Origin of the sequence: Sporosarcina sp. SAFN-015, assembly GCF_051966875.1 — a bacterium.
Taxonomy (GTDB): domain Bacteria; phylum Bacillota; class Bacilli; order Bacillales_A; family Planococcaceae; genus Sporosarcina.
Genome location: NZ_JBQCKP010000006.1, coordinates 76,496 through 88,716, shown reverse-complemented (window position 1 = coordinate 88,716; position 12,221 = coordinate 76,496). Strand labels below are relative to the sequence as shown.

Genomic DNA, 12,221 nt, shown 5'->3' with positions numbered 1-12,221 from the left:
ATAGAAAACGTGAAATTGAACTTGGCGGAGGCGACGAACGGATTGCGAAACAGCATGAAAAAGGTAAACTGACAGCCAGAGAACGGATCAATCTATTGCTCGATGAAGGAACGTTCGTTGAGTTGAATCCTTTCGTCATACATAGAACGCGTGATTTTGGCATGGATAAACAAATTGGACCTGGCGACGGTGTTGTAACTGGGTATGGAAAAATCGATGGACGCCCCGTTTATCTTTTCTCACAGGATTTCACTGTTTTCGGTGGAGCACTTGGAGAAATGCACGCTATGAAAATTGCAAACGTTATGGATTTGGCTGCAAAGAATGGGGCTCCTTTCATCGGTTTGAACGATTCTGGCGGCGCTCGTATCCAGGAAGGTGTCGTTTCGCTTGATGGATATGGCGAGATTTTCTATCGCAATGCAATCTATTCAGGGGTCATACCACAAATTTCGGTTATTTTAGGACCCTGTGCTGGAGGAGCCGTTTATTCCCCTGCGATCACAGACTTTGTATTTATGACGGATGAAACGAGTCAAATGTTCATTACTGGACCGAAAGTAATTGAAACGGTCACAGGTGAAAAAATTTCTTCCGAAGATTTAGGTGGATCGAAAGTACATAACTCTATTAGCGGGAATGCCCACTTCCGTGGAAAGGATGAAGAAACAGTATTGAAACAAGTGAGGGAACTGCTTTCCTACCTACCGCAAAACAATGAGGAAAAATCACCCGTGCGTGAGACGGCTCACGAGGATGATTACCGAAACGATCTAGCCGATATCGTCCCGTTTGAAACGATTCGACCTTACGATGTCCGAAAAGTCATCGAGCAAATCGTCGACGAAAATTCATTTCTCGAAGTGCAAGCGGAATTTGCGAAAAATGCGGTTGTCGGTTTTGCCCGAATGAAAGGTGAATCAGTCGGATTAATATGCAACCAGCCAAAAGTGATGGCGGGTGGATTGGATATTAATTCATCGGACAAGATTGCCCGATTCATCAGAACTTGTGATTCATTCAATATACCGCTTATTACGTTCGAGGACGTTACCGGCTTCTTCCCAGGTGTGAAACAGGAGCATGGTGGCATCATCCGCCATGGAGCAAAGATCCTTTATGCCTACTCGGAAGCTACAGTTCCTAAAATAACAGTCATCTTACGAAAAGCATTCGGAGGGGCTTATGTTGCATTGAACTCAAAAGCGATCGGTGCGGACATAGTCTACGCATGGCCGAATGCAGAAATTGCTGTTATGGGGGCTGAGGGCGCAGCAAATATTATTTTTGCAAGGGAAATCGCGAATAGTGATAATCCGGAAACGACTAGAGAAGAAAAAATCGAAGAATACCGGGCGAAATTTGCAAATCCGTATGTAGCTGCTTCCCACGGCATGGTAGACGACGTAATTGATCCTAGAGAGACGCGTATTAAACTTTTGCAAGCGCTAGAAATGATGAGAAATAAGCAAGAGACAAGACCAAAAAAGAAACACGGCAATATTCCATTGTAAAGGAACAAAACGAAGGAGAGATGTATCGTGAACGCACAGCGTCTATTGGATGAATTTTTTGAGCTTGCACAAATTGATTCAGAAACGAAACATGAAGAGGGAATTGTAGAAGTATTAAAGGGGAAAATGGAGAATCTCGGATTCACAGTTGTGGAAGATGATTCGAAAGAAGTGACGGGACATGGGGCAGGAAATTTAATTGCAACGTTAAAAGGTAATGTTGATGGTGCGGATCCGATTTACTTCACATGCCATATGGATACGGTTGTTCCAGGGAAAGGCATTAAACCGGAATTGCGTGAAGACGGTTTTATTTATTCTGACGGAACGACAATATTAGGTGCTGATGATAAGGCGGGGATTGCAGCTTTATTTGAAATGGCAAAAGTATTGAAAGAGGAAGGCAAGCCGCATGGAGATATCCAATTCATAATTACGGCAGGTGAAGAGAGTGGGCTTGTCGGGGCAAAAGCGATGGATCCGTCTCTTTTGACAGCGAAGTATGGATATGCTGTCGATAGTGATGGGAAAGTCGGTGGGATTGTAACGGCAGCCCCATACCAGGCTAAACTTTGGACGACAATCCATGGCAAGACAGCACATGCTGGAGTCGCACCTGAAAAGGGAGTCTCAGCTATTAATATCGCTGCTAAATCGATTGCTGCGATGACGCTAGGACGCATTGATTCAGAGACTACGGCAAATATCGGTCGTTTTGAAGGTGGACAAGCGACGAATATTGTATGCGATGAAGTCCTTATCATTGCAGAAGCCCGTTCTATTAATTCCGAAAAGCTTAATAAGCAGACAGCTCATATGGTGGAGACGTTTGAAAGAACGGCAGCTGCTATGGGGGGGAAGGCAGAAACGGAAGTGAAGCTTATGTATCCAGGATTTAGCTTCGATGAAGATGCTGAAGTTGTACAAACGGCAATCGAAGCGATCCATAATATTGGCAGGAATCCTGAACTTATGACGAGCGGCGGTGGAAGTGACGGAAACGTCTTTAATGGGGCTGGAGTACCTACAGTGACATTGTCGGTCGGTTATGAAGAAATCCATACAAAAAATGAACGGATGCCTGTAGAAGAACTAAATAAGCTCACTGAGTTATTAATTGAAATTGTTCGAGTTGCGGCAACCAAGGGGGCTTAATTGATGAGCAATATGAAAGCGGTAATTATACAATGCGGCCAAGAGGAATACGCTTTGCCCGTCGAGACGGTTGTTTCGATTGAAAAGTTGGAACGGGTAAATCCGATTCCTCATCTGCCTGAATATATGCTTGGTTTGATGAAAATCAGAGGAGAATTAGTTCCAATCTTGGACTTTCAACAAATCCTGTACGGTAATACGGCGAAAGATGATCCGAATGCAAGGATTGTTGTCGTACAAACCGAATATCTTTTTATTGGATTGTTAGTTCTTGACGCAAAAGAAATTTTAGATATCCCGGAAAGCAATTTGACTTCATCTGGCTTGATGGCCTATTCAAGAACGCCATACTTCAAAACAGTCGCCAATTTGGAAGATCGGATGATCACTGTTGTCGATGCAGAAATTCTTTCAAGGACATTGTCGGGGATGGATGAGATCGGTGAATATGTGAAAACACAGAGTATGAAAGAATAACCGGATGAGTGCATCCATCCGGTTTTTTTGAATTTACCAATGGAGGTGAGGTTAATGACAATTGTCCCGAATGCACAGGCGAGAGTCATCCTTCATCTCGACATGAATAGCTTTTTCGCCTCCGTTGAACAAGCCCATAATCCAAAATTGAAAGGGTTACCGATGGCTGTTGCTGGAAATCCTAAAGAGCGACGAGGCATCCTCGTCACTTGTTCATATGAGGCGAGAGCACTTGGCATTTACACGACAATGCCAGTCGGTGAGGCGAAAAGAATTTGCCCTGATCTAGTAATCGTACCGCCAGACCATGAAAAATATCGGCTAGCTTCCAACGCTGTTTTTTCGATTTTGAGGTCATACACCGAACTCGTTGAGCCTGTTTCCATTGATGAAGCTTATATCGATATTACAAATATCGGTGGGTTGACGAATGCCAAGCAAATTGCGGAGCAGATGCAGCAGCGGATATTGAATGAATTGGATCTTCCTTGTTCCATTGGAATTGCTCCGAACAAGTTTTTGGCAAAGACAGCCTCCGACATGAAAAAGCCGATGGGGATAACGATTTTACGTAAGAGACAAGTGCCAGACGTTTTATGGCCTCTTCCCGTCATAGAAATGCACGGCATCGGAAAGAGCACAGAAAAACGTTTGAATGAAATCGGCATTAAAACAATCGGAGACTTAGCAAAAACCGACGAATTATTGATCAAAAGCAAATTAGGAAAAAATGGAGTTCGCCTTCGTAAAAGGGCGAACGGCATCGATTACAGGCCAGTGGATCCCGATTCTGCGGAAGAGAGGAAAAGTGTCGGAAGCTCGACGACATTGCCGATTGACGAAACGGAACTGGTGGCATGCCTTGAAGTTTTTAAGCAATTATCAGTAAAAGTCGCTCAACGTTTGGACAGAAGGCAGCTTGCGGGTACTGTTATTATGATACAAATCCGGACTTCGGATTGGAGAAACCATACAAGGAGTCGGACAGTCATCAATCCGATCTTCAAAGCGAAAGACTTGTACAAAGAAGCAGAAGATCTTTTCAAACGGCATTGGAATGGGGATGCAATCAGGTTATTAGGAATTACGGTATCGAATGTCATTCCGATAAATGAATTGAATGAACAATTGTCATTCGAAAACTTCGAGAAATATGCAAAAGAAGCTAAAATGGATGAGCTTGTAACAGAACTGGAGAAGAAATTTGGACCAAGTTCTGTAAAACGAGGATTTAAGGAAAGGTAGGCGATCGTCATGGAATTATTTTTCTTAGGGACCGGCGCTGGCATGCCGTCCAAGCAACGCAACACTTCATCCTTGATTGTCAACCTATCTGCGGAGCAAGGTGGTTATTGGATGTTTGATTGCGGTGAGGCGACGCAGCATCAATTGCTGAAAACTTCTATTAAACCGCGAAAAATAAATAAGATTTTCATTACACATCTACACGGTGACCATATTTTCGGATTGCCTGGCTTCCTAGGATCACGTTCGTTTTTAGGCGGAGAAGATGAATTGATTATTTATGGTCCTGTCGGCATAAAGGAATGGATCATGACATCGCTACGACTTACGAAAACCCATTTAACGTATCCATTGAAGATCGAGGAGATCGATGAAGGTGTCGTTTTCGAAGATGATCAGTTTAAAGTGTGCACATTAGAACTTGAGCACGTCATTCAATGTTTCGGCTTTAGAATCGAGCAGAAGCCATTGCCGGGGAAACTACTTGTTGATAAAGCATTTGAATCGGGAGTGCCAAAAGGTCCCTTATTGAAACAATTGAAAGATGGGGATGACGTCGAGCTGGCTGATGGGAGCATCGTTTACAGCAAAGATGTTACTGGCGATGCACAAAAAGGATTTACGGTAGCTGTACTTGGAGATACGAAACACTGTTCCGCAGCCGTCAAATTGGCTGACAAGGCGGATATTCTTGTCCATGAAGCAACATTTGATAACGAAACGGGAGAGCTTGCAAGCGAATATGGCCATTCTACGATAGGCGATGCGGCTCGTACTGCGAAAGAGGCAAATGTGAAGGAGCTTATTGCAAATCATATTAGCGCACGTTTCTTACAAGCGGATATCGCCAATCTACAGGAGCAAGGCAGCGCTATTTTCCCAAACGTTCACATCGCAGAAGACTTTAGTCATTTTGAATGGAAGAACGAACAGTTAATAAAGAAATAAAGCTGCCGCAGTCCATGTCGACAAACGGCAGTTTTCCTTATTTCAAAAAACCCATCCACGATCATATTGTTTAGGCGGGTCGATTTCCACGCGCAATTCCTTTGCTGCAGAATAGGCCCAATATGGATTACGGAGTAATTCACGGGCTAACAGTACAACATCAGCACGTCCATTCTTCAAAATTTCTTCTGCCTGCAATCCTGTCGTAATTAATCCAACTGCACCGGTTGCGATGCCTGTTTCCTTTTTAATTTGGTCAGCAAACGGCACTTGATAGCCAGGGTACGCATCGATCTTTGCAGGTACGACAGCACCAGAACTTACGTCAACCAAATCGATATCTTGAGATTTCATCCAATTAACCATTTCAATGTATTGGGAAGTCGACATTCCGCCATCTACATAATCCTCAGCCGATATCCTAACGAATAAAGGACCATCCCATACCGAACGGACAGCGTCAATAATTTCACGCAATATGCGATAACGATTTTCAGAAGGGCCGCCATACTCATCACTTCTCTTATTTGCTAATGGCGAAAGAAATTCATTGATTAAATAGCCGTGCGCAGCATGCAGTTCGATCACATCAAAGCCAGCCTTTTTTGCACGGATAGCAGCATCTTTGAATGCATCAACAGTTTCCCGTATTTCCGTAAGTGACATTTCAACTGGAGTTTTGTACTGTTCATTGAAACGGATGGCGCTTGGTGCGTAAATGTCTCCGTCAACAGTAGATTTTCTACCAGCATGGGCTAACTGGATACCGGTTTTCGAGCCGTGTTGTTTCATAAGGCGGACGATTTCAAATAGTCCTTCCACATGATCATCGCTCCAAATGCCGAGATCCCGATCTGAAATCCGTCCTTCCGGTAATACAGCAGTCGCCTCCACAATAATCAATCCGACTTGGCCGACAGCACGAGTAGAATAATGGATCTTATGCCAATCCTCGACTTTCCCATCCAAGTTATGGCTTGAATACATGCACATCGGCGCCATAACAATCCTATTTTTAAGTTCCACTCCACGTATTGTAAACGGTGTAAATAACTTTGCCATTTCAATAACCTCCTTTTACTTATTAATTAAGACAAAGCCCCAAGCTCCCTTGAACGTCTCTCTGCACTTTTGATGCATTCAAGAATCGTTTCTTTGAATGACCGGTTTTCAAGTGTCTTCAAGCCAGCTTCCGTCGTGCCGCCTGGACTTGTCACGTTACGTCTTAGAAGTTCCGGTTCTTCACCGGTTTGCCTTAACATAGCGGCAGCACCTTCTAAAGTCTGTATGATCAGATCGCGTGCCACTTCATTGGATAACCCATTTGCAATCGCAGCTTCTTCCAATGCCTCAACCATATAATAGACATAGGCAGGTCCACTGCCTGATAAAGCCGTCACTGTATGCAGCTCATCTTCTTCGACTTCCTTCACAATACCGATTGATAATAATAAATTCAAAATACGCTTACGCATTTGTGGATTTACTTTAGCATTCATCGAAACTCCGCTTGCAGACTTTCCGATAGTAGCAGATGTATTTGGCATAGAGCGAGCGATAGGACGATTTCCAAGACCATTCTCAATCGTCTTGATCGATATGCCGGCGATCACTGACAACACAGCTGCTTCATCATTTATATAATCCGTAATGTCTTGCATCGCTTGTTCGATATCTTTCGGTTTAGTCGCTAATACAATGAGTTCGGCTTCACGCAACGCATTCCGTTCTTGACAGACTACTGAAACTCCATATGTACGTTGCATGTAGGAAAGCCTCTCATCATCCGATTTATTCATCACATATACATCTTCCGCATGCATGACTTCATTAGTAAGTATACCAGCGATAATTGCTTCTGCCATTGAACCGGCTCCTACAAAAACGATCTTTCCCATCCTCATTCACCCTTTCCCATGAATAAAAAAAGCGCTTCCGTCCCGATAAATCAGGACGAAAACGCATGTTTCCGCGGTACCACCTAAATTTGCCGAATCAATTCGGCACAACTTACAAGCTTTCGTAACGTGAAAGGGACGGTCATGTTTCCATGACAGCTCAGAAGTAGGTTCGTGGCAGGAGAGGGATATGCGGCTTTCAGTCGCTGACCGCACTTCCTGTTTCCTTCACTGCCTCTACTTGTCTTCGTCAACGCAAGAATATTGTAAATTATAGTGATTATTCCATGGTGTCAGATAAATGTCAACTGTTACATCGTATCTTGGACCATAAATACTATACCTGCTACAAGCGCTGTCAATAAAACAGTGAACGTCACTTTCCAAATGCTAATAGGGGATTTTCCGCTCACTTTACCTGTTTGACCATTCACAAGGAAACGATAAACTTTATTATTAAAGTTGAATGAAGATATCCAAAGTGGCAGCAAAATATGTTTGAACGTAATACCATCATATGATGTATCCACTTTCACGATTCTCACTTCATCACCTGTTTCTTTGCGAAGAATTCCGTTTCGAATTTTTTGATCGATAATATTGCGGGCGGACAACCAGCCTTCTTTTAATGGTATTGAATAACGTTCTGCAAGGAAGCCCGATAAATATTCAGTTTTGTAGTCAAGTAACCCACTAAGCTGGAAAGGCTCGACTTTATCAATCAGTCCGGAGGCGACATTGCGAGATGCTTTGACTAATATGTCATCGAAAAATTTATTGTAACTGCCATTTTGGGTACGCCACCTTATTTTCCTTACTTGTTCGGTGACTTGCTGTGCTTTTCCGTCACGATGAACCGTCCGTGTCACCGTCACATAATAATACGTCCCAATTTTAACTGTATACGATGATTTTGTATTTGAGTCGAATGTCCAATAGGGGATATACGCACCGCTTAGTTTTTGCAGTTCATATTCTTTTTTCAATCTGGATGGGGCAAAATAACGTTTGGAGATCCAAGTCTTAAATTTTTCAACGGCTTGTTCCTTTGAGATTTGAAAAGGAAGGACCAATGCTGGCTTGATACCGGCGTCATGTTCAGTTACAGCAATATGGGAAGAGCCGCAAAAAGTGCAAAAATCGGCTACCTTATCGTTGTCCAATAGAGTTTCCGCTCCACAGTTGTCACATTTAAAGACACGTTTCTCATCGCTCCAACTATGATCTGCATGATCCAAAGCATCCAAATAATCGTGTTCTGTTGTATTTTCCCGAGTTGCTTCAATTTCCACTTGAGTCCCGCAAAAAGGACACTTCAATCCGCGTGACACAGGGTCATATACTGTATTCCCGCCACACGATCCACATTGGTTCACTTCTGTTTCTTCAATAATCCCGTCTTCTAGAACTTCATTGTCCACATTCGTCATCCCATCACCCCATTACGTTCAGCTTTCAAGACCCTCTCCACAATCTCCGCAGAACTTGGCAGTAGGACCATTAATCGCTCCGCATCCCGCACATTTTTTCTCTGTCACTTGTTTAGCGCCACATTCCCCACAGAAGTTTGATCCTTCTTTAATTTCCGCATGGCAATTAATGCAAGGAACCTTCTTCTCTTGAACAGATTTACCACATTCCGGGCAAAACTTCGCTGTAGTACGAATTTGAGCTTGGCAGTGTGGACAAGCCATTTTTGCCGATTCAGTTGGAGGTGCTGACTGTTGCTGATTTGAAGTGAATGCGCCAGCCATCGCATTCCCGATTGCAGCTCCGACACCTATGCTGGCACCTGTTGCGGCCATTCCGCTGCTATCATTTTTAGCCACATCGCGAATCGCTTCTGCTGCTTGGTATTGTGTATACGTATTCATATTCCCGAGAACACCCATCGTCGTCCGCTTATCCATTGCCTGTTCGACTTCTTTTGGAAGGGATAAGTTTTCAATATAGAGTGAAGTGATGTCAAAACCGAATTCAGCAAAACGCTCTTTCATCTTCTCTCTTCCTTGTGTGCTCAGTTCGTCATAATGCATCGCAAGGTCAAGCGCAGGAATTTGGGATTCGGCAAAGAGATCTGTCAAACCTGAAAGAATCATCCTCTTCAAATGGTTTTCAATACTGCTCGTATCATACGAGCTATTCGTTCCAAACAGCTCCCTCAAGAAAACGGCAGCATCAGACACTTTATAAGAATAAATACCATAGCCACGTAAGCGGACCATTCCAAAATCGGCATCGCGCATCATGATCGGGTTGGATGTACCCCATTTTTGATCAATGAACTGTTTCGTATTCACAAAATAGACTTCCGCTTTAAAAGGGGAGTTGAATCCAGTTTTCCAGGATTTCAATTTTGTCAAAATAGGCATATTTTGTGTATACAACACGTGGTGGCCAGGCGTGAATACATCCGCAATTTCACCTTCATTTACAAAAATCGCAACTTGCGATTCACGTACGATCAAACTGGCACCCATTTTGATCTCGTTGTTTTGTACCGGAAAACGATACACCATTGTATTGGAACTTTGGTCTGTCCATTCTATAACTTCGATAAATTGGCTTTTGAAAAAATTGAAAATCCCCATATCGATCCCCCTAGTAAAAAAGTTATCGTCATTATAGCATACTACGGATAGCACTAATAAAGGTTTCAAGAATGTGGGTTTTTCATGGGTGACGTAACTTTAGAAAAGATGTACAATGTACTGAATAACCATTCATAAATATTTAATCTAATGAAATTCGAAGGAGTTTACTTAAATGATACATAAAATCGAAATCCCGACGCCTTTCGCTGTCGGCGACGTCAATGCATTCGTCGTAAAAGGAGATGCTTTATCCATAGTTGACGCGGGACCTAAAACACCGGAGGCATACGAAGCATTGAAAAGCGGTCTTAAGGAAATCGGATATACATTCAATGATATAGAGCAAGTCATTTTAACGCATCATCATCCCGATCATGCGGGATGGATGGATGCCTTCGACAAAGCGAAAGTGATCGGTCATTCGTACAATGATCTTTGGTTAAAAAGGGATCAAGCATTTATGGAATACCATGATCGTTTTTATATGCAGTGCTTAAAAGAGGAAGGAGTGCCAGAACACTATTTTAATTGGGTAGAAAAGATGAAACGCCCAATTCGATTGATGGGAGACCGGACCCTCGATAAGACAATCGGGGAGGGCGACGAGTGGGACGGACATCCGGGCTGGATAGTGATGGAAACGCTTGGACATGCGCAAAGCCATATTGCATTATTCAATGAAAAGACAGGGGAGATGATTGGAGGCGACCTTGTACTTGAAAAAGTATCGTCAAATCCTTTAATAGAACCTCCTGCTGACCGCACTGCAGAGCGGCCCAAGTCGTTATTACAATACAATGCTTCGCTATCACGTCTATTAGATCTGCCGATTGATATTATTTATGGCGGTCATGGAAATGAAGTTCGGAATGTTCATCCTCTCATCGATTCAAGACTTCAGAAACAACATGAGCGGGCAATGAAAGTGCTAGCTATGTTAACCGAAGGAAGCAAAACGATCTATGAGCTGACACAGCAATTGTTCCCAACCGTCTATGAAAAAGAACTTGGCCTCACTTTATCTGAAACGATCGGGCAAACCGATTATTTAGTTGCAAATGGCCTTGTACGGGAAAATGTTTCTGAAGGCGGTATTTTGTATTATGAACAAACGTAAGACAGTTTTAGTGACAGGGGCGACGAGCGGTGTCGGCTATGCAACAGCTATGCGGCTATTGTCTGATACTGACAGATACATTGTTTATGCAACTGGCAGAGCTCCGGACAAACTTTGGGAATTGCAAAATGAGGGGGCTATTGCCATTCCTGCGGATGTGACAAACAAGGATGAGATGGAAAGTCTGTTGGAACAAATTGATTCAATAGATATCGTCGTTTTTTCGGCTGGGGTAGGCCATTTCGAAGCGGCACATCTTTTATCTGATGATGAAATCCGAACAATGATGGATACAAATGTCCTAGCACCAATCGAACTAACGAAACGTATCCTTCCGCAAATGATGGGCCGTCAGGAAGGGCATCTCATTTATATTGGTTCCCAAGCTGGAAAGGTAGCGACGCCAAAAGCTTCTGTATATGCAGCAACTAAGCATGCGTTGATCGGTTATACAAATGCACTTCGTTTAGAAGTTGCTCAATACGGAATTCATGTTTCCGTCATCCACCCCGGTCCGATTGATACGCCATTCATAGACATGGCTGACAAAACGGGAAGCTACCGTTCGTCACTTGGCAGACATTTGCTGCAAGTTAGCACTGTTGCTGATGCGGTCGTACAAACAATCGGAAAACCAGTTCGTGAAATCAATCTTCCCGGGATTATGGGACTTACAAGCAAGCTTTACGCACTCAGTCCAAGCTTGATGGAAAAAGTCGGGCATAAGTATTTTTTTAAGAAATAAGGGGAATAGAGTTGCAACTAAAAGAAATGGAAAGAGCATGATCCCAATATAGGACCATGCTCTTCTTTCCGCACCGGAAAATTTGATTGTTTGTTCTCCTGCTTCAAACTGTTCTTCCTGACAAACTATAAACGCCCGTCAGTGCAGTTTGATCGTACTGACCCCTAACTTTAAAAAGTTTAGCCCTTTTCATGATCGGCCATATGGGGTGTCAGCTTCAAGTTGCACTTCCACAAAAAACCTACCTCTTACCGTACATAAGTGGCCGGAGCAAAATCCTTTTCCCCGGACGAGTGAACACTTGCCAGTAAAGCAAATTTTCCGCCAAGGCTGTGCAAATCTTCGCGGATTCGACTTTCATTCAATCGACTCCACTTTCGTTCTGCCTTGTACTCTACGAATACCCTTCTTTTAAATTGGCTAAACATTTTTTAGAAGTTTTCGATTTTTTCTTTCTGGTCTTCATGAATATATATCCAGCGTAACATGTTATACTAATACGAAATGAAGTAATTGACCGCATTTATA

The 12,221-nt window shown here is 43.1% G+C and carries 11 protein-coding genes; 7 read left to right on the top strand and 4 right to left on the bottom strand.

What is annotated here, in order from left to right; all coding sequences use genetic code 11:
• The 5 genes from ACTHPA_RS11930 to rnz all read left to right on the top strand — a co-directional run.
• On the top strand, nt 1–1,514 hold a 1,514-nt coding region (locus ACTHPA_RS11930; RefSeq protein ID WP_440500500.1), incomplete at its 5' end, for an acyl-CoA carboxylase subunit beta.
• A 27-nt stretch (nt 1,515–1,541) separates the two neighbouring features.
• On the top strand, nt 1,542–2,669 hold the full coding sequence (locus ACTHPA_RS11925) for a M20/M25/M40 family metallo-hydrolase (protein ID WP_440500498.1): 1,128 nt from the start codon (nt 1,542–1,544) through the stop codon (nt 2,667–2,669).
• Between the two features lie 3 nt (nt 2,670–2,672).
• A complete protein-coding gene (locus ACTHPA_RS11920; RefSeq protein WP_440500497.1) occupies nt 2,673–3,146 on the top strand; it encodes a chemotaxis protein CheW in 474 nt (157 codons plus the stop codon).
• 54 nt (nt 3,147–3,200) lie between these two features.
• The gene (locus tag ACTHPA_RS11915; protein WP_440500496.1) at nt 3,201–4,391 is read left to right on the top strand and encodes a DNA polymerase IV; all 1,191 of its coding nucleotides are present in this window, start codon (nt 3,201–3,203) and stop codon (nt 4,389–4,391) included.
• A 9-nt stretch (nt 4,392–4,400) separates the two neighbouring features.
• On the top strand, nt 4,401–5,339 hold the full coding sequence (gene rnz / locus ACTHPA_RS11910) for a ribonuclease Z (RefSeq protein ID WP_440500495.1): 939 nt from the start codon (nt 4,401–4,403) through the stop codon (nt 5,337–5,339).
• Nucleotides 5,340–5,381: 42 nt separating this feature from the next.
• On the opposite strand, the gene namA is transcribed toward rnz, so the two are convergent.
• The 4 genes from namA to ACTHPA_RS11890 form a co-directional block, all read right to left on the bottom strand.
• Nucleotides 5,382–6,401 (bottom strand): NADPH dehydrogenase NamA, encoded by a 1,020-nt coding sequence (gene namA / locus ACTHPA_RS11905; protein WP_440500494.1) that lies wholly within the window; start codon nt 6,399–6,401, stop codon nt 5,382–5,384.
• Nucleotides 6,402–6,427: 26 nt separating this feature from the next.
• Nucleotides 6,428–7,237, bottom strand: a complete 810-nt coding sequence (gene proC / locus ACTHPA_RS11900; RefSeq protein WP_440500493.1) for a pyrroline-5-carboxylate reductase — start codon at nt 7,235–7,237, stop codon at nt 6,428–6,430.
• A 311-nt stretch (nt 7,238–7,548) separates the two neighbouring features.
• Nucleotides 7,549–8,667 carry a hypothetical protein gene (locus ACTHPA_RS11895; RefSeq protein ID WP_440500492.1) on the bottom strand — a complete coding sequence of 373 codons (1,119 nt, stop codon included), beginning with the start codon at nt 8,665–8,667 and terminating at the stop codon, nt 7,549–7,551.
• Nucleotides 8,668–8,685: 18 nt separating this feature from the next.
• The gene (locus ACTHPA_RS11890) at nt 8,686–9,828 is read right to left on the bottom strand and encodes an SPFH domain-containing protein (RefSeq protein WP_440500491.1); all 1,143 of its coding nucleotides are present in this window, start codon (nt 9,826–9,828) and stop codon (nt 8,686–8,688) included.
• Nucleotides 9,829–10,003: 175 nt separating this feature from the next.
• Between ACTHPA_RS11890 and ACTHPA_RS11885 the strand changes: the two genes are divergently transcribed.
• Together ACTHPA_RS11885 and ACTHPA_RS11880 are read left to right on the top strand one after the other, a co-directional pair.
• Nucleotides 10,004–10,948, top strand: coding sequence for an MBL fold metallo-hydrolase (locus ACTHPA_RS11885; RefSeq protein ID WP_440500490.1), 945 nt, complete (start codon nt 10,004–10,006; stop codon nt 10,946–10,948).
• Complete coding sequence (locus ACTHPA_RS11880) at nt 10,935–11,693, top strand: SDR family NAD(P)-dependent oxidoreductase (RefSeq protein WP_440500489.1); 759 nt, start codon at nt 10,935–10,937, stop codon at nt 11,691–11,693. Before ACTHPA_RS11885 ends, ACTHPA_RS11880 begins: the two co-directional genes overlap by 14 nt.
• Nucleotides 11,694–12,221 lie beyond the last annotated feature (528 nt).